General features: G+C 62.4%; 27 protein-coding genes and 1 pseudogene. 10 read left to right on the top strand and 18 right to left on the bottom strand.

Features of this window, described 5'->3' with window-relative positions; translation table 11 throughout:
- Position 1: 1 nt before the first annotated feature.
- The 5 genes and pseudogenes from HWN36_RS05340 to HWN36_RS11800 all read right to left on the bottom strand — a co-directional run.
- Positions 2 to 346, bottom strand: a complete 345-nt coding sequence (locus HWN36_RS05340; RefSeq protein ID WP_176788415.1) for a HepT-like ribonuclease domain-containing protein — start codon at positions 344 to 346, stop codon at positions 2 to 4.
- Positions 339 to 632, bottom strand: a complete 294-nt coding sequence (locus HWN36_RS05335) for a nucleotidyltransferase family protein (RefSeq protein WP_176788414.1) — start codon at positions 630 to 632, stop codon at positions 339 to 341. Before HWN36_RS05335 ends, HWN36_RS05340 begins: the two co-directional genes overlap by 8 nt.
- 55 nt (positions 633 to 687) lie before the next feature.
- Entirely contained in the window at positions 688 to 912 is a 225-nt protein-coding gene (locus tag HWN36_RS05330) for a type II toxin-antitoxin system HicA family toxin (protein WP_176788413.1), read from the bottom strand.
- Complete coding sequence (locus tag HWN36_RS05325) at positions 905 to 1,138, bottom strand: type II toxin-antitoxin system HicB family antitoxin (protein ID WP_176788412.1); 234 nt, start codon at positions 1,136 to 1,138, stop codon at positions 905 to 907. The genes HWN36_RS05330 and HWN36_RS05325 overlap by 8 nt, the downstream gene beginning before the upstream one ends.
- Before the next feature lie 272 nt (positions 1,139 to 1,410).
- Positions 1,411 to 1,548: pseudogene (locus tag HWN36_RS11800) on the bottom strand (hypothetical protein); the annotation flags it as partial.
- A 39-nt stretch (positions 1,549 to 1,587) separates the two neighbouring features.
- On the opposite strand from HWN36_RS11800, the gene HWN36_RS05315 reads away from it, so the two are divergent.
- The 3 genes from HWN36_RS05315 to HWN36_RS05305 all read left to right on the top strand — a co-directional run bounded on the left by HWN36_RS05315 (position 1,588) and on the right by HWN36_RS05305 (position 2,860).
- Entirely contained in the window at positions 1,588 to 2,148 is a 561-nt protein-coding gene (locus HWN36_RS05315) for a nucleotidyltransferase domain-containing protein (RefSeq protein WP_176788411.1), read from the top strand.
- Entirely contained in the window at positions 2,135 to 2,551 is a 417-nt protein-coding gene (locus HWN36_RS05310; protein ID WP_176788410.1) for a HEPN domain-containing protein, read from the top strand. Before HWN36_RS05315 ends, HWN36_RS05310 begins: the two co-directional genes overlap by 14 nt.
- A 66-nt stretch (positions 2,552 to 2,617) precedes the next feature.
- Positions 2,618 to 2,860 carry a hypothetical protein gene (locus HWN36_RS05305; protein ID WP_176788409.1) on the top strand — a complete coding sequence of 81 codons (243 nt, stop codon included), beginning with the start codon at positions 2,618 to 2,620 and terminating at the stop codon, positions 2,858 to 2,860.
- A 10-nt stretch (positions 2,861 to 2,870) separates the two neighbouring features.
- Here the strand turns inward: HWN36_RS05305 and HWN36_RS05300 are convergent, their stop codons facing one another.
- On the bottom strand, positions 2,871 to 3,083 hold the full coding sequence (locus tag HWN36_RS05300; protein WP_176788408.1) for a type II toxin-antitoxin system HicB family antitoxin: 213 nt from the start codon (positions 3,081 to 3,083) through the stop codon (positions 2,871 to 2,873).
- A 103-nt stretch (positions 3,084 to 3,186) separates the two neighbouring features.
- Here HWN36_RS05300 and HWN36_RS05295 point away from each other — a divergent pair, with 103 nt between their 5' ends.
- The 3 genes from HWN36_RS05295 to HWN36_RS05285 are packed head-to-tail and all read left to right on the top strand — an operon-like array spanning position 3,187 to position 4,385.
- Complete coding sequence (locus HWN36_RS05295) at positions 3,187 to 3,528, top strand: transcriptional regulator (protein ID WP_176788407.1); 342 nt, start codon at positions 3,187 to 3,189, stop codon at positions 3,526 to 3,528.
- Between the two features lie 40 nt (positions 3,529 to 3,568).
- The gene (locus HWN36_RS05290; protein ID WP_218133194.1) at positions 3,569 to 4,048 is read left to right on the top strand and encodes a hypothetical protein; all 480 of its coding nucleotides are present in this window, start codon (positions 3,569 to 3,571) and stop codon (positions 4,046 to 4,048) included.
- Position 4,049: 1 nt separating this feature from the next.
- The gene (locus tag HWN36_RS05285) at positions 4,050 to 4,385 is read left to right on the top strand and encodes a type II toxin-antitoxin system PemK/MazF family toxin (RefSeq protein WP_176788405.1); all 336 of its coding nucleotides are present in this window, start codon (positions 4,050 to 4,052) and stop codon (positions 4,383 to 4,385) included.
- A 277-nt stretch (positions 4,386 to 4,662) separates the two neighbouring features.
- On the opposite strand, the gene sepS is transcribed toward HWN36_RS05285, so the two are convergent.
- The 8 genes from sepS to HWN36_RS05245 all read right to left on the bottom strand — a co-directional run bounded on the left by sepS (position 4,663) and on the right by HWN36_RS05245 (position 12,345).
- A complete protein-coding gene (sepS, locus tag HWN36_RS05280) occupies positions 4,663 to 6,264 on the bottom strand; it encodes an O-phosphoserine--tRNA ligase (protein ID WP_176788404.1) in 1,602 nt (533 codons plus the stop codon).
- Positions 6,261 to 7,166 carry a 4-demethylwyosine synthase TYW1 gene (twy1, locus tag HWN36_RS05275; RefSeq protein ID WP_176788403.1) on the bottom strand — a complete coding sequence of 302 codons (906 nt, stop codon included), beginning with the start codon at positions 7,164 to 7,166 and terminating at the stop codon, positions 6,261 to 6,263. The genes sepS and twy1 overlap by 4 nt, the downstream gene beginning before the upstream one ends.
- Positions 7,147 to 8,811: an arginine--tRNA ligase gene (gene argS, locus HWN36_RS05270; protein ID WP_176788402.1), complete on the bottom strand. Its 1,665-nt coding sequence runs from the start codon at positions 8,809 to 8,811 to the stop codon at positions 7,147 to 7,149. The genes twy1 and argS overlap by 20 nt, the downstream gene beginning before the upstream one ends.
- Before the next feature lies 1 nt (position 8,812).
- Positions 8,813 to 10,084, bottom strand: coding sequence for a peptide chain release factor aRF-1 (prf1, locus tag HWN36_RS05265; RefSeq protein WP_176788401.1), 1,272 nt, complete (start codon positions 10,082 to 10,084; stop codon positions 8,813 to 8,815).
- An 80-nt stretch (positions 10,085 to 10,164) separates the two neighbouring features.
- On the bottom strand, positions 10,165 to 10,662 hold the full coding sequence (locus tag HWN36_RS05260; RefSeq protein WP_176788400.1) for an NUDIX domain-containing protein: 498 nt from the start codon (positions 10,660 to 10,662) through the stop codon (positions 10,165 to 10,167).
- Entirely contained in the window at positions 10,659 to 11,330 is a 672-nt protein-coding gene (queC, locus tag HWN36_RS05255; RefSeq protein WP_176788399.1) for a 7-cyano-7-deazaguanine synthase QueC, read from the bottom strand. Before queC ends, HWN36_RS05260 begins: the two co-directional genes overlap by 4 nt.
- A complete protein-coding gene (locus tag HWN36_RS05250; RefSeq protein WP_176788398.1) occupies positions 11,331 to 11,945 on the bottom strand; it encodes a 7-carboxy-7-deazaguanine synthase QueE in 615 nt (204 codons plus the stop codon).
- Positions 11,932 to 12,345 (bottom strand): 6-carboxytetrahydropterin synthase, encoded by a 414-nt coding sequence (locus tag HWN36_RS05245; RefSeq protein ID WP_176788397.1) that lies wholly within the window; start codon positions 12,343 to 12,345, stop codon positions 11,932 to 11,934. Before HWN36_RS05245 ends, HWN36_RS05250 begins: the two co-directional genes overlap by 14 nt.
- A 168-nt stretch (positions 12,346 to 12,513) precedes the next feature.
- Between HWN36_RS05245 and HWN36_RS05240 the strand changes: the two genes are divergently transcribed.
- The 4 genes from HWN36_RS05240 to HWN36_RS05225 all read left to right on the top strand — a co-directional run bounded on the left by HWN36_RS05240 (position 12,514) and on the right by HWN36_RS05225 (position 16,284).
- Positions 12,514 to 12,942, top strand: a complete 429-nt coding sequence (locus HWN36_RS05240; protein ID WP_004037486.1) for a 30S ribosomal protein S12 — start codon at positions 12,514 to 12,516, stop codon at positions 12,940 to 12,942.
- A 5-nt stretch (positions 12,943 to 12,947) separates the two neighbouring features.
- A complete protein-coding gene (locus HWN36_RS05235; protein ID WP_176788396.1) occupies positions 12,948 to 13,559 on the top strand; it encodes a 30S ribosomal protein S7 in 612 nt (203 codons plus the stop codon).
- Positions 13,560 to 13,584: 25 nt separating this feature from the next.
- Complete coding sequence (locus HWN36_RS05230; RefSeq protein WP_176788395.1) at positions 13,585 to 15,777, top strand: elongation factor EF-2; 2,193 nt, start codon at positions 13,585 to 13,587, stop codon at positions 15,775 to 15,777.
- Positions 15,778 to 15,942: 165 nt separating this feature from the next.
- A complete protein-coding gene (locus HWN36_RS05225) occupies positions 15,943 to 16,284 on the top strand; it encodes a hypothetical protein (RefSeq protein ID WP_176788394.1) in 342 nt (113 codons plus the stop codon).
- Here HWN36_RS05225 and HWN36_RS05220 read toward each other — a convergent pair whose 3' ends face one another.
- From HWN36_RS05220 to HWN36_RS05205, 4 genes are read right to left on the bottom strand one after another with little or no spacing between them, the layout of a single operon-like run.
- Positions 16,285 to 17,370: a helix-turn-helix transcriptional regulator gene (locus HWN36_RS05220; RefSeq protein ID WP_176788393.1), complete on the bottom strand. Its 1,086-nt coding sequence runs from the start codon at positions 17,368 to 17,370 to the stop codon at positions 16,285 to 16,287.
- 24 nt (positions 17,371 to 17,394) lie between these two features.
- Positions 17,395 to 18,291, bottom strand: a complete 897-nt coding sequence (locus tag HWN36_RS05215; RefSeq protein ID WP_246269849.1) for a proline iminopeptidase-family hydrolase — start codon at positions 18,289 to 18,291, stop codon at positions 17,395 to 17,397.
- 17 nt (positions 18,292 to 18,308) lie between these two features.
- Entirely contained in the window at positions 18,309 to 19,421 is a 1,113-nt protein-coding gene (locus HWN36_RS12255; RefSeq protein WP_176788391.1) for a transcriptional regulator FilR1 domain-containing protein, read from the bottom strand.
- A 48-nt stretch (positions 19,422 to 19,469) separates the two neighbouring features.
- Complete coding sequence (locus HWN36_RS05205; protein ID WP_176788390.1) at positions 19,470 to 19,868, bottom strand: hypothetical protein; 399 nt, start codon at positions 19,866 to 19,868, stop codon at positions 19,470 to 19,472.
- Positions 19,869 to 19,871 lie beyond the last annotated feature (3 nt).

The following is a 19,871-nucleotide window of genomic DNA, read 5'->3' as shown; positions in this document are numbered from 1 at the left end:
CTCAGGAGATTTCTTTGATGATCTCCTGGATCTGCTTCCTGAACAGAGGGAGGTCGGTGTGGGCCGTCTCCCAGATGATCCTCATGTCGACGCCGAAGTAGTGGTGGATGAGTTTGTCCCGCATCCCCGCGACGGCATCCCCCCCGACGCCGGGATGCGCCTCCCTGAATGTGGCCGGGAGATTTTTCACTGCTTCCCCGATGATTTCGAGGTTTCTGATCACGGCGTCCTGTGTCTTTGTATCGTGCAGGAATTCCTCAAAACCGGTTGACCCGGTATAATGTTCTATGCGGTCGATGGCTTCGAGAATATCGTTGCAATAGAGAAGAGGGTCCGGCTCAGACATAGGCCGTCTCGCCTGCGATCCGCTCCTTCATCACCGGCTTGATGGCGTCGGGCGTCACCAGGTCGACCGGAGCGCCGGGTCGTTCGGAGAGGTATTCTTCCAGCTCCATGAAGGTGAAAAAACCGACCGGCCGGGAGAACTCGACCAGAATATCGATGTCGCTTGCGGGTGTCTGTTCGCCGCGGGAGACCGAGCCGAAGACGCCGATCCTTGCGACGTGGAAGCGGACCGCGAGGTCGTCTTTGAGGGTGGCGAGGATGGCGAGGACGCTTTCCCGGGAGTGCATGGGGGATCATCTGTTGGGGGGAGGATAAAGGTTGTGGATGGCGAGAGAGAACGGATCATTTCAGATCTTCGAGTTCTTCTCTTTCTATCCCTGCCTGTCTGAGGATTTCAAGAAGAGTCCCTGTGGGCAGATCCTTTGCATGAACCGGGACGGTCACGCGTCTCCCTGTTTCGGGGTGACGATAGAGGTGGTGACTGCCCCGTGTTCGTACACGGACGAATCCTTTCGCCTCAAGGATTTTGATGACTTTTTGCGGAGAGAGGACGGGAATTTTAGGCATATGCTTCGACCGTCAGGGTATATTCGAGGGTGTCCTCCTCGGTCGGGATCTCCTCGCCCCTGTCGGTCAGGTCTTCCAGGTACACCTCGATCGCCTCCTTTGCCATTGCGATCGCCTCCTCGATCGTGCCGCCGAAGGTGACGCAGCCCGGGAGCGTCGGCACCGTGACGGTGTAGCCTCCCTCCGGCTCTTTTCGCAGAAGAATGCGATAGGTGATCTGGTGCATGTCTCTTTTCTCCTGTTGGTTCGATCTTTTGTGGGGGGTTTATGGGTGAAATAGGTTTTGTGGTGGGTGGATATTGTTGGGATAGAGGACGGGTTCGGGCTCGGGCAGGGGCCGTCTCGCCTGCGATCCGCTCCCTCATCCTCGGTTTGATGGCGTCGGGGAGCGCCGGGTCGTTTGGAGGGTAGTCTGCCGGCTCCATGAAGGTGAAGATAGCCGACCGGCCGGGAGAACTCGACCAGAATATCGATTTCGCTTGCGGGTGTCTGTTCGCCGCGGGAGACCGGGCCGAAGACGCCGATCTTCGCGACGTGGACGCGGGCGGCAAGGTTGTCTTTGAGGGTTTTGAGGACGACGGTGGGGGGATTACGGTTGGTTCGGATCGCCGGTGCGATCGCGATCAGGCACGGCATTGAATACATTTTTTATACGATCGTATACATTATTGATACATGCTCGAGCAGCTCATCCCCTCGAAGACGCGGGTGAAACTCCTCACCCTTTTCCTCCTGAATCCCGGTCGGGAGATGTACCTGCGTGAGGTCGGGCGCCTGACCGGGGAGAACCTCAACGCCGTCAGGCGTGAGCTTGCGAATCTTGAGGGGATCGGGCTGCTTTCCAGCACACGGCGGGGAAATGCGCATTATTATACGGTGAACCGCTCATTTCCCCTGTACGAGGAACTCACCTCGATGATCCTCAAGACCGAGGGGGTGGCGAAGGTCATCGCCGGGCACCTCGACGGGATCGGGGCGATCGACTCGATGTTCATCTTCGGCTCTTTCGCCCGCAGCGAGGCCGGTGCAGGAAGCGACATCGACCTCTTCATCGTCGGGACGGTGGACGAAGCCCGCCTGATCGTAGCGGTCAGGGAGGCGGAGGAGGTGCTCGGGAGGGAGATCAACTATGTCCTCTTCACGAAAGACGAGATGGAGCGGCGGATCGCCGCCGGAGATCCGTTCGTGGCGAACGTGCTTGCAGGGCCGAAGGTGGTGCTGATTGGCGAAGGTTGAGGACCTGGAACGCCAGGGGTTGATCCGGCGCCTCCAGCCTGATCCGCAGGCGGTGGAAAATGCGATGAGCCTTGCCCGGCGGGACGTGGGGGTGGCCGGGAGCGTCCTTGCGGGCAACAGCGATTGGGCCTATACCATTGCATACAACGCCATGCTCCAGGCCGGGCGGGCGCTGATGTTTTCGAAAGGCTACAGGCCGGCGGGAACGAACCAGCACATCTCGGTGGTGAAGTTTGCCGAACTCTTCCTGGACGGAGAGATCGTGCTCGCCTTCGACCGGATGCGGAGGAAGCGGCATATCACGGTCTACGATGTGGCGGGGACGGTCTCGGAGGAGGAAGCGAAAAATGCCGTTTCGCGCGCGGAGGTGTTTCTGGATGTTGTGGAGAGGCTTCTTTGCTGAGGGAGTGAGGGTCCGGCTCAGACATAGGCCGTCTCGCCTGCGATCCTCTCCCGCATCACCGGTTTGATGGAGCGGGCCCACCTCTCTCCGCCGATATTTGAATCCGATCGCGACACCGACCAGTTTATTGCAACGTTCCTGATGCATCACTTCCCTGACCAGCAGGATATTGAGTGGCTGGCGCATTTCAAGGATGCTCATCTAAGCGACGACGAGGCCAGAATCCTTATTCATGCCCGTGAAATCGGATCATTTCAGATCTTCGAGTTCTTCTCTTTCAAGGATTTTGATGACTTTTTGCGGAGATAGGACGGGAATCTCAGGTGTACGTCTCGACCGTCAGGGTATATTCGAGGGTGTCCTCCTCGGTCGGGATCTCCTCGCCCCTGTCGGTCAGGTCTTCCAGGTACACCTCGATCGCCTCCTCGATCGTGCCGCCGAAGGTGACGCAGTTGGGAAGGGTTGGTATTATAACCGTATACCTGTCTTCCGCCTCCTTCCAGAGGAGGATACGGTACTGCAGAAGTTTCATCGCGTCCCTTGTAAGAGTACACTACCCGCTGACACATAAGAAACACCGCCCGAATCCTTTATCCCCTCACGCTCCAACATCTACTCAAAGTTGAAAGTCGCCTATGCCGAATGATCTGATAGCAATTGTGGAAGAATCCGAGGACGTGAACAGCACCCTCATCTCCCGGGTGCGCCTGGAGATACTCTGGGCGCTCTCCGAGCTCGGCGAGGACGGGGCCACCGCACGGCAGCTCAAAGCCGGGCTGAACCTGAGCGACGGCGTGCTCTACGCAAACCTCAAGAAACTTGTCGAGATGGGATACCTCCGCTCCGAGAAGGTGACGCTTGAAGGGAAGGAACTGGAGCTCTACGCCATCACCCAGGAAGGGCTCGGCGAGTGGCGGCGTGTCCGGGGCTGGCTCTGCAAACTCCTCAGCTGCGAAGGTGATATCTGTGAACGATAGAAGCAAAGTCATTGCCTGTTTCAGGGAAGCTGGATTCCGGATGGATAAAGACCAGTTCGAGCACCGGCTCATCGCCCAGAAGCTTGTTTACCTGCTGAAGCTGAAGGGTGTCGAATGTGCGTATCCGTTTCATCTCTACGTCCGGGGGCCCTACTCGCCGGACCTTGCACGGGAGTACTACCAGCATGCCGACGAGTTTTCCCGGTGCGAGACGGAGAGCACCCTCTCTCCCGCCGAAGCGGACTCTGTTGCCAGTCTCACCGGCCTCTTCGACAAAAGCCCGTCCCTGCTTGAGATCGGAGCTACTTACGGGTATCTGGCCTACGAGATGCACCAACCGCCGCAGCAGGCATACCGGGCAGTCCGGAGGATGAAGTCCTTCTACTCCAATGAGCAGATCGTCAAGGGCGTCAACCGGGCGAAGCAGTACCTCTTCGTCCCCACCGCCGAAGAGAGGGCGGCGCTCGACGCCGAGCTGCAGGAGTGGCAACGATCCGGTATCCAGTCGATGAGGCATTAGGATGCGCCGGAGCAGAGGCGATATCTGGTTCGTCGATCTCACCGACGCACGGGGGCACGAGCAGAGCGGGCTGCGTCCTGCCGTGGTGCTCGCCGTCGCCTACGGGGGTCTGACCATCGCGGTCCCGCTGACGACGACCCCGGTGGCTTTTTCGTTCCCGCACACCCACGGTATCGAGAAGAGTTCACAGAACGGGCTGACTTCTAATAGTGCGGCGCTGGTCTTCCAGATTGTTGCCCTCTCGGAAGATCGTTTCGTCCGGAAGATCGGGCGGTGCTCGGTCGAGGATATGGAAGCAATAAGCGTTCTTTTGAAAGACCTGTTGGCGCTGGAATAGCGGTCTTTTCCGGCGAAGGAGAGATGTCGGTACAATCCCATCCCCCTTCCCGCGACATCGTGCCGCGTGGCGATTTCCCGGATACTATTCAACGAACTCCGCAAGGAGTCCCCGGACTTCAGGCCGGGGTAGTTGACACTGAATATTACATTGAATGTCGAAAAATGCTGAAGGGGATTAACTCCACTTTCTGCAGTAAAAGGGTTTGTGTCCAAAATAGTGCTCGTTATATGGTTTTTTGACCCTATTTTCTGAAGATTGAGCCCCCCCAAAAAAATTATTCGAGGATTTCCCCCCGCACCGTCAAAAACACCGGCCCCCGCACATCCACCTTCCGCTTATTATCCGTAATATACCGCATCGCCCATTCCGGTATCCTCAAATTCACATCAGAAGGCGTCTTCGCCATCTTCACCTGCACGGTGACACCCTCCCCGCACCGGGCCGCCTCCTCGATCCTGGCCGCGGCGAGATTCGCCGCCGCCGAGAGGTACGAGATCCCGGTCGGTGCCCCGTTCGCCCGCACGTCCGCGAACTTCTCGGTGTCGGGGACGCCGAGCACTTTGCCCTCCTGCACGAAGACCTCGTTGAAGGTCGCCGGGCCGCAGAGGCGCGAGTTCTCCTCGGGCTCCTCCACAAAGACCCGGAGGTTCTTCCCCGCGAACGCCCCTTCATAGGCGAGGAACGAGCACGGCCCGGAAGCGGCGGCGTTTGCCGTCGCCGTGGCGGCGATTGCGGAGACGAGCCGCCGCCCCTCGACGCTCCGCGGCTCCTCGCGCAGCCCGATCGCCGCCGCGATCTCGCGGTCGGTGAGGCTGCGGGGGAAGAACTGCGGGTAGGTGAGGTGCCGGACGTCGTTTGACTTGTAGAGGATCATCGCCAGGCGCTCGACGCCCAGGCCCAGGTTCATCACCGGGACGCCGACGCCGTACTCGCCCAGGGCCGAGGGCGAGTACATCCCGAAGGTGGCGACCTCCACCCACCCGATCTCGGGGTGCTTTGCATACACCTCGGTCTGGGTGTCGGGGATATAGTATTTCGAGCGCTTCTCGTCGGGCCGGAACTGGAAGTCCTCGAAGCCGAAGGCCGAGAGCAGGGCCTCAGAGACCGCCTTCCCGTCCTCGATCGTGACGTCCTCGCCGGCCACGATGCACGAGGCCGAGTGGTAGGTCATCAGGCGGGTCGGCCCCTCCTCCTGCTCCCGGCGGAAGCACCGGTCGATCGAGAAGAGGCGGATCGGGTGGGCGTAGTGCTCCCACATCGCCCCCAGAGAGAGGAACCACCCGCTCGTCATGTGCGAGCGCAGGGTCGTCCTGGACGACTCCGGGGCGAGGTTTCGAAACTCGGGGAAGACCGCGTCCAGGATATGCACCACGAGGCCGTCGTCGATGGCGAGGTCGGCGGCGATCTCGTGGGTCAGTTCGTCGCCGTCGATCGTCGCCTTCTTGTAGGCGTGGAAGGTCCGCTGGAGTTTCTCTTTCACCGTCTCCGGGGCGACGGCGAAGTCCTCCTCGTGCGACGCGATGATCGCCATGATCTCATCGAGCTGCTTGTCCGAGATCCCCACGTTCGGCCGCGGCAGACCGCCCAGGTAGAAGACCCGGTCCAGGACGGCGCTCGCCTCGGGGCCGAACTGCCGGTAGACGTCCGATTCCTCGATCATCACCGGGACGCGGGCCTCGTCGAAGCCCATCGAGAGGTACACCTCGCGGAGGCGCTGGATCGTCTCGGCGATCGGGTGCGGCGCCGCCCGCGTATAGGCCTTCCGTGGATAGGTCTCCGCAAGCGACGGGGGCGTCAGCACCTCGGGGCCCCGGTGCCATGCCGTCTCGAAATCGCTCCTCGACAGTTCCTTCCGCTCTTCTGGATCAAACCTCATACTTCTCTCTCCATCAGGACCACCCTGGATATCGGGCTCTCGTCGGTGATCCGGTAGCTGCAGTGCCCGGCGATCGCCTCGGCGAAGCGGCGGACCTCCTCGTGCTCCGGCATCGCACTCCGTGAGAGGCGTTTCCGACTGTTTCCCAGATACATGTATCCCTTCACCTCGATGAAGGTGGCGCCCGAGGCCTCATACATCGCTGCGTAGCCCGCCGGGTCGAAATCGTTCTTCCCCTTCACGAGCGTCGTCCTGACCGCCGACCGCCGGGCGGCAAGGATCGAGAGGCTCTCGTGGATCCGGTCCCAGTAGTCCTCCTGCGGGTTGCAGAGGGCGAGGTAGGTCTCTCTGTCGGGTGCGTCCAGGGAGATGTAGGTCTGGTACGGGCGGCACCGCCTGATCATATCGGGCATCGTCCCGTTCGAGACGAGAAAGGTCGTGTAGCCGCGCTCGTTCAAGAGGTCGATGTATTCCGGGAGGTACGGGTAGAGCGTCGGCTCGCCCGAGAGGGAGATCGCCACCATGTTCGGGTCGAGCGCCTCGGCAAATCGCTCAGAAGTGACGTACTGCGAGACCTTGTAGCCCGAGAGCGCTTTTTTCTGGAGGACGGGCAGGGCGTCCGCAATCTCCTCGGGGGTGCAGAAGCGCTCCTCGGTCGTCTCGTGCTCGAAGGAGCGCCAGCAGAAGAGGCAGCGCTGGTTGCACCGCAGGGTCGGCGTCATCTGGACGCAGCGGTGGCTTTCGATCCCGTAAAACTGGTGTTTGTAGCACATATCGCCGCCGCGGAGCGTCCGCTTGTTCCACAGGCACGGCTTCACCGCGGCGGTGGCGTCCGGAGCGACGAACTGGTAGCCCTGCTTGCGCAGGGCGATCCGCCCCTCCTCACATGGTTCTGATGGCATCGATCCCCAGGGTTTCGAGAGCTTCTTTCAGGGTGTTCTGCGCCGCGGCCACGAGGGTCAGCCTGCTCTGCAGGGTCTCGCCCTCGCTCTTGAGCACCGGCACATAGCGGTAGAAGGTGTTGAACTGGTCGGCGAGCTCGCGGGCATAGGCAGCGAGCAGGTGCGGGCGCAGTTCCCTGATGACGCGGTCGATCACTGCCGGGAACCGGGCGATCTGCTTGGCGAGAGCGATCTCGTGCGGGTCGGTGAAGGTAAAGGCGCGCTCGAACGCCCCGGCCTTCTCCAGGATCGAGCAGGCCCGTGCATGGGAGTACTGGACGTACGGCCCGCTCTGCCGCTCGAAGTCCAGCGCCTCCTTCCAGTCGAAGACCGTCGATTTCTCCGGCGATATCTTCACGATATCGTATCTCACCGCGGCCAGGGCGACCGCACGGGCGATCCCCTCGCGTTCCTCCTCGGGGAGTTCGGGCCGGCGCTCTGAGACCTCGGCGAAGGCCTTGTTCGTCACCTCGGCGATCAACTCGTCGGCAGAGACAAACTTCCCGGCCCTCGTCGACATCGAACCCTCGGGCAGGGAGACGAACTCGAAGATCACGATCTCGGGCGCCCTCTCCCCGAGGAGGCGGAGGGTGCACTGGAGCTGCGAGCCGATCAGCTTGTGGTCGGCGCCCAGGACGTCGATCGCACGGTCGAAGTTCCGGCTCTTCCAGGTGTGGTAGGCCAGGTCGCGGGCGGCGTAGACCGAGGTCCCGTCGCTCCTGCGGATGACGTAGTCCTTCTCGAAGCCGCACTCGGTGAGGTCGATGGAGAGGGTGCCGTCGTGCTTTGCCTGCGGCAGGCGCTCGATCTTCGCGATCACCCGCTCCATGTCGCCGTTCCGCACAAAATCGGATTCCCAGACAAAGCGGTCGTGGGCGACGTTGAGGTTCTTCATCGTCACCTTGAAGCCGTCCAGGCAATGGGAGACGACGCTGCGGAACCGCCGCCCGGTCTCGGGATCGCCGGCCTCGATCTGCTGCATCAGGCGGTCGACCTGCTCCGTGATCGTTTCGTCGGCCTCGATCGCCCGGTTCGCCGCCACATAGACGCGTGCGATATGGTGGTCGGGCTTCTCGCCCTCCTCAGCGGGCAGGGGGTTGTTACTGAATCCCCAGGAGACGATGGCGATCTGCCGCCCCATATCGTTCACGTAATAATGGACTTCGAGGGGGTAGCCCGCCTTCCTGAAGGCGCGTGCAAGGGTGTCGCCGATGATCGAGTTCCTGATATGCCCGACATGCAGGGGGCCGTTGGGGTTGGCGCTCGTGTGCTCCAGGATCACCCGCTCGCCCCTCTCGGGGAGACGGCCGAAGCCGGGTTCGAGCGCCGCCGCGACGGCTTCCCTGACGTACTCGCCGCTCACCTGGAAGTTGACGTACGGCCCGGCCGCCTCGACCGTGATCCCGGTCCCGGCCAGGCGCTCCCTGAGGTCTTCCACCAGTCCGGCCGCAATCGCCGCCGGGGCCTTCCGCTGTTTCTTCGCAAGGGAGAACGCGATGGGAGTGGCGAAATCTGCATGCTCGCCGCCCTCGCCGAGGTCCACGGTCTCCTCGCCGGTGCACGCCTTAAGGGCCGCTTCAATCTGCCGATATGTGTTGAAATACATTTCAGTATCCCGTCCTGTACCTGAGGATCGCCGCTATCCCGCCAAAAGCAGAGTAGAGTACCGCCCCTTCTTCAAATTCGTCTGATATGATCTCGACCTTCGTCCCGCTCGCGTCGGCGAGGGCCGTGAGTTCGTCGATGATGTCGCTCTCCTCCTCGATCTGGAGGGGGGCGCTGCACTTCGGGCAGTTCCCGAGGTCGAGGTCCCTGACCGTCTGTCCAGACTCGCTCTTGATCGTGCGCTCCTCCGCATAGCCGCAGGCCCCGCACCTGATCTTCAGGCGGGACTCGCGCAGGCGGTCAGAGAGGAGGAGGATATCGACCGACCCGGTCTCCAGGTTAGCCCGGACGCTCTCCTCGCCATAGGCGGCAAGCCCGTCGTCCTTGACCAGTTCTTTCAGGAACCGGTTCATCAGGTCTTTCTCCTTGACGACCGCCATCCCCTTCAGGACGTCGGAGGCGGCGTCGACGAGTTCGGGAAGCCCGCTCTCGTTCGTATAGGCAACGTCGAAGAGGCCGAGGACTCGTTTCTGGACCTCGTGGTGGAGGTATCCGCCCTCGGCGAACTCCTCCTTCGTCGGCGAGGGCCCGCCGATCAGCAGCCCCTTGAACCGCTCGAAGAAGTCCTTCTCGGCCATGAAGATCTCGCTCGAATGTTCGCCGACCTTCTTGTAGAACTCGTTGATCGCGATCAGCCGCAGGCGCTGGAACCGGGCCGCCGACTGCCCGCCCTTGCGCTGCTTGCCCGGCACCGTGGAGGTGGAGCCGCCGATAGGTTCGACCCGGTTGCCCCGCAGGAAACCCCAGTACGCCTCGCGCCGGTCGATGACCAGGAGGCCGTAGACATACTTCTCCTCGAGCATCGCCTTGAGGGGCTCGAGCTCGAAGTTCGAGGAGCAGCGGTACATATAGAGGCCGAGGGGCTCGGGCGGATAGACGATCTCACACTGGAGGTCGGTGCGGTCGCCGACCGTATTGATGCTCCCGCAGAAGATGGCCATCCCGTTCTCGGGCGGCTTCTTGAAGTACTTCAGCCTGGAGAGGATGGAGGAGATGGCGCTCTGGACATTGGTTTTTGTCTGTTTGCTCTTGATGTTCGAGCACTGGCCGAACTCGTCGCGCAGCTGGGCGGTCACGTCGAATATCTGTTTGTCCGGGGGGATGTAGAGGGAGATCAGCTCCGTCCCGCTCCCCTGTTTAGCCTCCAGCCGCTCGAGCATCTTTTTGAACTCGTAGCGCAGCCGCGCCGGGTCCATCTCCTGAATCTCGGTCATCTCTTATTCACCAGTGTTCAAAGCTAGTACGTATTCGATGCAGATTCCTATAAATCACACGCATCAGGCGATCGTCTCTCTCAGCCGAGGCACCTGAAGACGATGGCGATCGTCTTCGCGTCCGAGATCCGGCCGTCCCGGCACATGGCAGGGAGGTCGGCGATCGGCACCCTGACGACTTCTATCTGCTCGTCGTCGTCGGGCGAGTAGGCCGACGAGGGCGAGAGGCCCCGGGCTTCGAAGAGGTACACCCGCTCGTCAGAGAAGCCCGGCGTGGTGTAGATGAACCCCCGCGGGATCAGCTCCCCGGCGGCGAGGCCGCATTCCTCGATGATCTCCCGGCGTGCAGTCTCGATCGGCTCCTCGCCCTCCTCGAGGGTTCCTGCCGGGGCCTCATAGATCCACGCCCCGATCGCGAAGCGGTACTGCCGGAGGAGATAGCAGTGATCGCCCTCTATCGGGAGCATCACCGCGGCGTTTCCCGGTCTCACCACGACCCGCTCCCGCTCGGTCCCGTCCGGAAGGGTGTAGCGGTTCAACTCCACCGACAGACGCCGTCCCCGGTAGATCTCGGTCACGGCCTCACCCGGTACGGGATCGGGTCCTCGATCCCGGCGGCCCTGAAGGCTTCGAGCCTGAAATGACACGAGTCGCAGGTCCCGCAGGCGACCTCGTTCTCGGTGTAGCAGGACCAGGTCTGGTCGTACGGCACGCCCAGGTCGAGCCCCTTCTGCACGATCTCGGTCTTGTTCATGTGCACGAAAGGCGTCATCAGCTTGATCGTCCCGCCGGCGGCTGTGCCGAGGTCCACCGCCCGCTGGAAGGCCTGGATGAACTCCTCCCGGCAGTCGGGGTAGCCCGAGTAGTCAGAGGACTGCACCCCGATAAACACCGCGTCGGCGTCGCGGGACTCGGCAAAGCTGACGGCCATTGCAAGGAGGTTGGCGTTCCTGAAGGGCACATAGGTCTTCGGGATCCCCTTCCCGCCCTCCTTATACTCTTCCACCGCAATTCCAGGATCGGTGAGGGCGCTCCTGCCGAACTGCGAGAAATACCCGACGTCGATCTCGAGGAACTCCTCGGCCCCGAGGAGCCCCGCGACCGTCCGCGCGCACGCCCGCTCCTTCGCCTCTGTCAGCTGGCCGTAGTTGAGGTGGAGGGCGAGGATATCGTAGCCCATCTCTTTTGCCACGTAGGCGAGGGTGGTCGAGTCCATCCCGCCCGAAAGAAGGCAGACCGCTTTCACTTATTTCATCTCCAGGTACTTGTGGAGCTGGATCTGGAAGCGCACCGGCAGCCCGGTATCGAGCACCCAGGCGGCGATCCCCCGCTCGTCCGCGCCGTAGACCGGCGAGATGAAGATCTCGCCGCGGGCCGGGCAGTGGGTGAGCACTTTTTCCGCGAAGGCGAGGTCGTCCTCGTCCGCGACGACGAACTTCACGCTGTCGGCGTCGCGGGTGTACTGGAGCAGGGAGAGATCGCTCTTCTGGCCGGAGGACGGGCACTTCACGTCCATGCAGATCGCGGCGAAGGGCTGGACCGGTCTGAAATCGATCGTCCCGTTCGTCTCGATCTCCACCGAATATCCCATCCGGTGGAGGCGGCGGCACGCCTCGACGACCTCGCCCATCTGGAGGAGGGGCTCGCCGCCGGTGATGCAGACATTGCGGCACTTCATCCGCCAGATCCGGTCGAGGACGGCGTCCACCGTCATCGCCTTCCCGGCACCTTCCTCCTGCGACTCAGGCGTGTCGCACCAGGCGCACCGCAGGTTGCAGCCCGCCAGCCTGATAAAGGTGGTCGGGCGCCCCTGGTGCTGCCCCTCGCCCTGCAGGGATCCGAATATCTCACAGACCTGCATAATCGATCTCCGCATAGCAGGTCTGCGCTTCCCAGACCCGGACCTTCGTCACCCGCGCGTCGGTCCCTTCCCTGATGCACGCCTCGTTGATGAGGTCGGCGATGATCTCCGCAAGCGTCTCGCTCGTCGGGTCGCCGGCGGTCGTCACCACCTCATGGAACTGGCGGATGCAGGGGACCATGGGATCGTCCTCGTTGAGGATCACCTGGTGGTCGAACCGGTCGGTCACCGCCCTGATGCAGTTGAAGTCGATGAGGATCCCGGTCCGCTCATTGGGCGTGCCCGCGATCCATACTTCCACCCGCCATCGGTGCCCGTGCAGGCGGTTGCACTTGCCCACGTAGTGGAGGAGGCGGTGGCTTGCGTCGAAGGTGGTTTCTTTGTAGATGCAGGTGACCATCACTCAATTATTCGTCCGGCGGGCATATAAGATTATTATAGAGAACACCCCATGAATAATACCAGATTTCGGAACGATGGACAATATATAAATTCGTTCCGCGCCTTGGTATTATACCACAGTGAAGGGTATCCACATCCAGAAATCCGACTCTAAAGAGGGTATTCAATGGGAATGGGAAAATTTGCAGCCAGAAAAATGAAGCGTGATGCCAACAAGACTCGTTGGAATGATGTCGACTACGCACGCCGTGAATTGATGCTCGATGTTAAGTCCGACCCCCTCGAGGGCGCCCCGCAGGCCCGCGGTATCGTGCTCGAGAAGGTCGGTGTCGAGGCAAAACAGCCGAACTCCGCTATCCGTAAGTGCGTGCGCGTGCAGCTGATCAAGAACGGCCGCCAGGTCACCGCCTTCGCGGTCGGCGACGGCGCGATCAACTTCATCGACGAGCACGACGAAGTCACCATCGAAGGTATCGGCGGTCGTCTCGGCCGTTCGAAGGGTGATATCCCCGGGGTCCGCTTCTGCGTGACCAAGGTGAACGATGTCTGCCTCCAGGAAATGGTGCTTGGCCGTAAGGAAAAGCCGCGCAGGTGATGATGATGACCGAAGCAGAGATGCCTGTCCAGGCAGAAGAGCAGGAGACTGGCGTAAAGCAGCTCCTTTTCAATAAGTGGGACATTTCCGAGGTCCAGATTACGGACCCCGGCCTTGTCAGATATGTGAACCTCACCTCCATGATCGTCCCGCATTCCTGCGGGAAGCTCTCGCAGCAGCAGTTTGCGAAGAGCGAGATGCTCGTTGTCGAGCGCCTGATCAACAAGCTGATGCAGACCGAGAACAACACCGGCAAGAAACAGCTCGCCATCAGGATCGTCGAGGAAGCGTTCGACAGAGTCAACAAGAAGACGAAGAAGAACCCGGTGCAGGTCCTGGTCGACGCCATCTCCAACGCCGGCCCCCGCGAGGAGACCGTCCGCCTGAAGTACGGCGGCATCAACGTCCCCAAGTCGGTCGACACCGCCCCGCAGCGCCGGGTCGACGCCGCCATCGGCTTCCTTGCCACCGCCACCTACAACGGCTCCCACAAGAGCAAGCGCGCCGCATCCGACGTCCTTGCCGACGAGCTGATCGCCGCGGCAAAGGGAGACGCGAAGTGCTTCTCCGTTTCCAAGAAAGAAGAACGCGAGCGTGTTGCGAAGGCTGCACGCTAAACCCCTTTTTTTCTGAGGCACCCCAATGACACGAAGGAAAAAGATGGTAGAGCGGGTCACCGAGCTGATGGATAAGCCCCAGCGGATCCGCAACATTGGTATCGTAGCACACATCGACCACGGCAAGACCACCCTCTCCGACAACCTGCTTGCAGGCGCCGGGATGATCTCCGAGGAACTCGCCGGCCACCAGCTCTTCATGGACTCCGACGCCGAGGAGCAGGCCCGCGGGATCACCATCGACGCTTCCAACGTCTCGATGGTTCACGAGTATGGCGGCGATGAGTACCTGATCAACATGATCGATACGCCTGGCCACGTGGACTTCGGCGGCGACGTCACCCGTGCGATGCGCGCCGTGGACGGTGCGGTCGTCGTCGTGGATGCCGTCGAGGGCACCATGCCCCAGACCGAGACGGTGCTCCGCCAGGCCCTCAAGGAGGGCGTCAAGCCCGTGCTCTTCATCAACAAGGTGGACCGCCTGATCAACGAGATCAAGGTCGACTCGACCGAGATGCAGATCCGCCTGGGCCGCGTCATCGACAAGGTGAACAAGCTGATCAAGGGCATGAACGAGAAGATGTACAACGACGGCTGGAAGCTCGACGCTGCAAAGGGCACTGTCGCATTCGGCTCGGCGCTGTACAACTGGGCGGTCTCGGTGCCGTACATGAAGAAGAGCGGCGTGAACTTCCAGGAAGTCTACGACCGTTGCCGCGCCGGCGAGATGAAGACGCTCGCGAAGAAGAGCCCCCTTGCCGAGGTGCTCCTCGATATGGTGGTCAAGCACCTCCCCGACCCGATCGAGGCCCAGGACCGGCGTGTCCACATCATCTGGCACGGCGACTATGAGTCCGAGGTCGGCAAGGCGATGATCACCTGCGACCCGAACGGCCCGATCGCCATGATGGTCACCGACATCTCCTTCGACCCGCACGCGGGCGAGGTCGCCACCGGCCGTCTCTTCTCGGGCACGCTCCGCCGCGGCGGCGAGGTCTATATCTCCGGCACCGCAGGCAAGTCCAACCGTCTCCAGCAGGTCGGCATCTTCATGGGTCCTGAGCGTATCGAGGTCGAGAGCCTCTGCGCCGGCAACATCGCCGCCGTCACCGGTCTGAGAGACGCCATCGTCGGCTCCACCGTCACCTCCCTGATGGAGATGACCCCGTTCGAGTCCCTCCAGCACTACTCCGAGCCGGTCATGACCGTCGCCGTCGAGGCGAAGAACATGAAGGACCTCCCCAAGCTTGTCACCGTGCTACGGCAGGTCGCAAAGGAAGACCCGACCGTGCGCGTCACGATCAACGAGGAGACCGGCGAGCACCTGATCTCGGGCATGGGCGAGCTCCACCTGGAGATCATCACCGGCCGCATCAAGCGCGACAAGGGCGTCGAGATCATCACCTCCCCGCCGATCGTCGTCTACCGCGAGACCCCCACCCAGAAGGCCGGCCCGGTCGAGGGCAAGTCCCCGAACCGGCACAACAGGTTCTACATCGAGCTTGAGCCGATGCCCGAGGGGCTCGTCCAGATGATCAAGGATGGCGAGATCACGATGAACATGCCCGAGCTCGAACGGCGTGACGCCCTGCTCAAGGCCGGTCTCGACAAGGACGAGGCAAAGAACCTCAAGGCGATCGAGGCGACGAACATGTTCTTCGACATGACCAAGGGTATCCAGTACCTCAACGAGACGATGGAACTCGTCCTCGAAGGCTGGCGCGAGGCCCTTGCGGGCGGTCCGCTCGCCGAAGAGCAGGTGCAGAACCTGAAGATCCGGCTCGTCGATGTGAAGCTCCACGAGGACGCGATCCACCGCGGTCCGGCGCAGGTGATCCCGGCCGTCCGTTCGGCCGTGAAGGCCGGCCTCCTGATGGCCGGCGACTCCCTCCTCGAACCGATGCAGAAGATCCAGATCACGGTCCCGATGGACCAGATGGGCGCTGCAACCGGGCAGATCCAGGGCCGCCGCGGTCAGGTCTTCGACATGCAGAGCATGGGCGACTCGATCACCGTCTCGGGCAAGGCCCCGGTCGCAGAACTCTTCGGTTTTGCGGGCGACCTGCGCTCGGCGACCGAGGGTCGTGCGATGTGGTCCACCGAGTTCGCCGGTTTCGAGGTCGTTCCCCAGGGCCTCCTCCCCGAGGTCGTCAAGGCGATCCGGAAGAGGAAGGGGCTCAAGGAACAGATCCCGCGGCCTGACGACTATCTGGCGTGAGCGCCGGGCGTACCCATTCCCGGGGATACCCTCCCCGCAATTATTTTTGGCGCATTTTTTGTCTATTTCTTTACGGAGCGGGCGGTATCGAGACCTTCAGGGAGCGATCTCTGCGGCGCGGCCATCGCTGCTTTTATGTCCATTCACTGCGAGTCCTCCCCATTGATGCCATGGGGTTCGGTCAGGATCGGCGGTGAGGTCTATGACGATGACGTCGTCGTGCGTCCGGGCGGTCGGGTGGAGAAGCGGAAGAAAAAACGCTCGAAGCACCTGAGGGGAGAGTACGGCCACACGCCTCTGAGTGAGGCAGAACTCGGGTTTCTGGAAGAAGAGCGCCCGGAGGTCGTGTACATCGGCACGGGCTATGAAGGTGCCCTGCCCATCACGCCCGGGGCGAGGGCGATGCTGGAGGGTTACGAGACGGTGATCGCCCCGACCCCCGAGGTCGAGGCGCGCATGAACGTGGAACGGCGGCGTTTCGCCGCCGTCGTCCATGTGACGTGCTGATCAGCGCAGTGTCGCAACGTATTCCTCTATCGGCACTGCCTGTTCTTTGTAATGCCTGAAGAGCCGCTCGCCCCACCGCACCGCCCCTTGGGTCCTGCCGACCAGGTCGTGCACGGTGTCGTAGGTGCCGTCAGGGTTACAGAGTCCAAAGGAGAGGGCTTTGTCGGTGACGGTGAGCCCGACCGTGACCGGGACGGTCGAGACATAGAGCCTGAAGGTGGGGAAAGCCGTGGGGTCTCTGCCCTTTTTGACGATTTCCTCCTCCCAGAGGACGCCGGCAAGTTCTGGCGTGATCACCAGTTCGATCTCTGCCCCGGCGACCGCCCGCTCCCAGATCGCCGCGGCGATCTGCGGCAGGGAATAGGTCGAAACGCCGTGGAGCCATCCCGCCTCCCTGATGATCTCCAGGTAATACGCGAACCCCTGCTCCGCGTTCACCGGCTGGTCCACGACCAGCCCGGCATTGATGAGGTCTCCTATCTCTTTTATGGCGATTTCCGGGACGCCGATTGTGGCGTGGCTCTCGAAAAATTCGTTGAACCGGTCGATGGTGGCGATCGTCCTGCTGCAGCGGTCGAGGAAAGTGAGGTAGGCCCGGCCTTTGCCGGTCAGGGAGAAGAAGCCGTCTGTCTCCGAGATATGGCCGTTGGAGCGCATCCACGCCAGGATCTCGGGGTCTGCACGTTCCGGGCATTTGAACGCCTCGATATAGGCGGGCAGGGCCAGGCGGCCGATATCGTCGAGCACTCCCTCGGCGACGAGGGGCATGGGCGGGAGGGACGGGTCCGGCCTGCCGTAGAGTGTCTGGAAGAGCCGTGTGGCGCAGGCGAGGAGCCGGCCGGCCAGGAGCTCCCCGCTCCTGGTGAGGCGGTAGCCCCCCCATTCCTGGACGACGATCCCGCGGTGCCTGAGGTCGCGGAGGATCGGTTCGGTCTCGCCCTGCCTGCACCCGGTGATGACGGCGAGATGGGCCGGGGGCTGCGCGCCACGCGAGAGCGCCACAAGGATGCGGACCACCGCCGGCGTGGTGTACAATCCGATCCGGCCGGGATCGATGCGGCTCTCTGACCTTTCATGTGCGTACATCAGTACTCCCGTGTATGGATCGGCTCAGACCCTCAATCTTTCCGCCATCTCTGCCCCGGCGAGGAATTCCCTGACGAGACGGAGGTAGTCGGCGGTGTCCTCCAGGTGGTGCTCGTGCGACGCCCCTTCGAAGACGGCGATCTCTGATCCCGGCATCATGCGGTGGTAGTACGCCGTCGTCGCCGGGGCCGCCTCGTCGAACTCCCCGCAGGTGAAGAGGGTGGGGACGGCGCACTCGCGGAGGCGTTCGGCGCGCTCGAAGTCCCTGAGGCTGCCGGTGATGGTGAACTCGCTCGGCCCCCACATCTGCAGGTATATTTCGGTGTTCAGGCGCTCGAAGGTCCGTGTCAGGCATTTGGGCCAGGGATCGAGGCGACAGACGTGGCGGCGGTAATAGGCGTTCATCGCCTCCCCGTAGGAGGGGTCGTCGTAGGCGCCGGTCTCCTCGGCGCGGAGGATCGCCTTCCGGTGATCCTCGGGGAGGCTCTGGAGGTATCGCCGCCCATCTGCGGCCCAGCGGGAGGCCGAGAGGCAGGGGGCGGAGAGGACGAGACTGATCACGCCGGCCGGGCGGTGCGTGAGCATGTATTCGACGGCAAGCATCGTTCCCCAGGACTGGCCGAGGAGGTGGAGGCGGTCGAGGCCGAGCGCCTCCCTGACGGCGACGAGTTCGTCGACGGAGCGCTCCAGCGTCCAGAGCGAGGGGTCGTCGGGCCGGTCGGAGTCTCCGCAGCCGAGCTGGTCGTAGAAGATCACCGGCCGCCCGTCATCGAGGGCGGCCAGGGGTTCGAGGTAATCCCACGTGCACCCGGGGCCGCCGTGGAGAACGAGGAGGGGGATGCCGTTCTGGTCGGCGTCGGCGATGCGGTACCTCACCCGTCCGCCAGGCACCGGTGCAAAACCCTCTGAAGGGATATTCATACCTTCCTTCTTGACGTTCACCGGCATGAACCTGTTGCCCGCACCCCGTCCGAAAAGAACTCCTCGATCGGCACCGATCGCTCGCGGTAATGCCTGAAGAGCCGCTCGCCCCATGCGACCGCCTCGGGGGTGAAACAGAGGAGGTCGTGGATCCGGTCGTAGGTCCTGCCGTCCCTGAGGAAGAGTCCGAGGGAGAGGGCTTTGTCGGTGACGGTGAGCCCGACCTTTACCGGTATGGTGCAGACGTAGAACCTGAGGTTCGGGAAGTCGGCCGGGTTTCTTCCTTTCCTGACTATCTCCTCGTTCCATAGTTTTTCCGCAAGTTCGGGTGTGATAACCAGTTCGATCTCTGCCCCGGCGGTCACGCGCTCCCAGATCGTCTCGGCGATCTGCGGCAGGAACCAGGTCGAGACCCCGTGGAGCTGTTCGGCCTCCCTGATCACGTCATAGAAATAGGCGAGTCCCTGCTCGAAGTTCACCGGGACGTCGCAGATCAGGTCGGCGCAGATCAGGGCGTCGATGGTGGCGAGGGCGGATTCTGGCATGCCGTCGAGGGAGTGGATCTGGAAGAAGGAGTTGAACCGCTCGATCACCTCGAAGGTCCTGATGCACCGTTCGATGGATTCGAGTATCTCTGCGCCCTCTGCGCTCAGGGCGACCGTCCTGTCGGCCCCGGTAAAAAAGCCCTGTTCGGCGAGCCATGCCTTCGTCTCGTCTCTGGCCGATCCCGGATCCCTGAGCGCATGGATCGAGGCCGGGCGCGTGATCCTGATCAGGTCGTCCTGCACCTCCTCGAAGAGTGCGGGCATGGGCTGGAGGCCGTGCGCTCCCCTGCCGCAGCGTATTCGGTGCAGGGTCTCGCAGAGGTTCCGGAGCCGCAGGGCGAGCAGGGCGCCGTTGTTGGTGAGCGTATAGCCGTTCTCGTCCTGATCGACGATCCAGCGGTAGCGCATCTGCCTGAGCGCTTCCTCTGCGCTGCACCCGCCGCATCCGGGGATCAGGGAGAGTCTGCCTGCGCTCTGCCGTCCTTCGCCGAGCGCAACAAGGAGGCGCAGGATCGTGGGGTGGCAATAGAGCCTGATCAGGTCGCTCTGTGCGCGGGCACTCTCCCATGAACTCTCTGGCTGCACGGTTCCTCTCTCTTTGAGAATGGGGCGGGGTGGGTATTGAGTTCTTCCCTACTCGAGGGCCGCCTTCACGTACGGCCGCGGCGAGAGCACGCAGCCGCAGAAGGCCTCCCGTTCGCCGACGGCGACGATCTGCGCCGGCACGGGCTTCTCCCTGAGGCTGCGCTCGAACCCGGGCTCGATGCTCTCCATGAAGGCGAAGAAGCGGCGGAGCTCGATGAAGGGGCGGTCGGGTTCGGGGACGAACTCGAAATTTGCGAGGTCGCGCTCGATGGTGGAGGCACGGGCCACCTCCTCGTCGAAGTAGATCCAGACCTCGACGTCGCCGCGCTCGCCGATCTCTTTGAGGGCGAGCAGGTCGGCCGTCTCTCCGGCCCTGATCCCGAGGGCGGCGAAGCGTTCTTCTGTGTTCTCGCCGGGCACCTGCTGGAAGGGGGTGAATGTCTCCATGTT

Source organism: Methanofollis tationis, from assembly GCF_013377755.1.
Lineage (GTDB): Archaea > Halobacteriota > Methanomicrobia > Methanomicrobiales > Methanofollaceae > Methanofollis > Methanofollis tationis.
This window is presented reverse-complemented; position numbering and strand designations above follow the sequence as displayed.

Excerpts from the sequence above, each read along its gene's own strand:
- HWN36_RS05235 (WP_176788396.1), top strand. The coding sequence starts at position 12,948 with ATGACCGAAGCAGAGATGCCTGTCCAGGCAGAAGAGCAGGAGACTGGC.
- HWN36_RS05250 (WP_176788398.1), bottom strand. The coding sequence starts at position 11,945 with ATGCAGGTCTGTGAGATATTCGGATCCCTGCAGGGCGAGGGGCAGCAC.
- HWN36_RS05225 (WP_176788394.1), top strand. The coding sequence starts at position 15,943 with ATGCCATGGGGTTCGGTCAGGATCGGCGGTGAGGTCTATGACGATGAC.
- prf1 (WP_176788401.1), bottom strand. The coding sequence starts at position 10,084 with ATGACCGAGATTCAGGAGATGGACCCGGCGCGGCTGCGCTACGAGTTC.
- HWN36_RS05245 (WP_176788397.1), bottom strand. The coding sequence starts at position 12,345 with ATGGTCACCTGCATCTACAAAGAAACCACCTTCGACGCAAGCCACCGC.
- HWN36_RS05295 (WP_176788407.1), top strand. The coding sequence starts at position 3,187 with ATGCCGAATGATCTGATAGCAATTGTGGAAGAATCCGAGGACGTGAAC.
- HWN36_RS05335 (WP_176788414.1), bottom strand. The coding sequence starts at position 632 with ATGCACTCCCGGGAAAGCGTCCTCGCCATCCTCGCCACCCTCAAAGAC.
- twy1 (WP_176788403.1), bottom strand. The coding sequence starts at position 7,166 with ATGCCATCAGAACCATGTGAGGAGGGGCGGATCGCCCTGCGCAAGCAG.
- HWN36_RS05315 (WP_176788411.1), top strand. The coding sequence starts at position 1,588 with ATGCTCGAGCAGCTCATCCCCTCGAAGACGCGGGTGAAACTCCTCACC.
- HWN36_RS05230 (WP_176788395.1), top strand. The coding sequence starts at position 13,585 with ATGACACGAAGGAAAAAGATGGTAGAGCGGGTCACCGAGCTGATGGAT.
- HWN36_RS05290 (WP_218133194.1), top strand. The coding sequence starts at position 3,569 with ATGGATAAAGACCAGTTCGAGCACCGGCTCATCGCCCAGAAGCTTGTT.
- HWN36_RS05330 (WP_176788413.1), bottom strand. The coding sequence starts at position 912 with ATGCCTAAAATTCCCGTCCTCTCTCCGCAAAAAGTCATCAAAATCCTT.
- HWN36_RS05325 (WP_176788412.1), bottom strand. The coding sequence starts at position 1,138 with ATGCACCAGATCACCTATCGCATTCTTCTGCGAAAAGAGCCGGAGGGA.
- HWN36_RS05220 (WP_176788393.1), bottom strand. The coding sequence starts at position 17,370 with ATGTACGCACATGAAAGGTCAGAGAGCCGCATCGATCCCGGCCGGATC.
- HWN36_RS05285 (WP_176788405.1), top strand. The coding sequence starts at position 4,050 with ATGCGCCGGAGCAGAGGCGATATCTGGTTCGTCGATCTCACCGACGCA.
- HWN36_RS05215 (WP_246269849.1), bottom strand. The coding sequence starts at position 18,291 with ATGAATATCCCTTCAGAGGGTTTTGCACCGGTGCCTGGCGGACGGGTG.
- HWN36_RS05240 (WP_004037486.1), top strand. The coding sequence starts at position 12,514 with ATGGGAATGGGAAAATTTGCAGCCAGAAAAATGAAGCGTGATGCCAAC.
- argS (WP_176788402.1), bottom strand. The coding sequence starts at position 8,811 with ATGTATTTCAACACATATCGGCAGATTGAAGCGGCCCTTAAGGCGTGC.
- HWN36_RS05205 (WP_176788390.1), bottom strand. The coding sequence starts at position 19,868 with ATGGAGACATTCACCCCCTTCCAGCAGGTGCCCGGCGAGAACACAGAA.
- sepS (WP_176788404.1), bottom strand. The coding sequence starts at position 6,264 with ATGAGGTTTGATCCAGAAGAGCGGAAGGAACTGTCGAGGAGCGATTTC.
- HWN36_RS05305 (WP_176788409.1), top strand. The coding sequence starts at position 2,618 with ATGGAGCGGGCCCACCTCTCTCCGCCGATATTTGAATCCGATCGCGAC.
- HWN36_RS05340 (WP_176788415.1), bottom strand. The coding sequence starts at position 346 with ATGTCTGAGCCGGACCCTCTTCTCTATTGCAACGATATTCTCGAAGCC.
- HWN36_RS05300 (WP_176788408.1), bottom strand. The coding sequence starts at position 3,083 with ATGAAACTTCTGCAGTACCGTATCCTCCTCTGGAAGGAGGCGGAAGAC.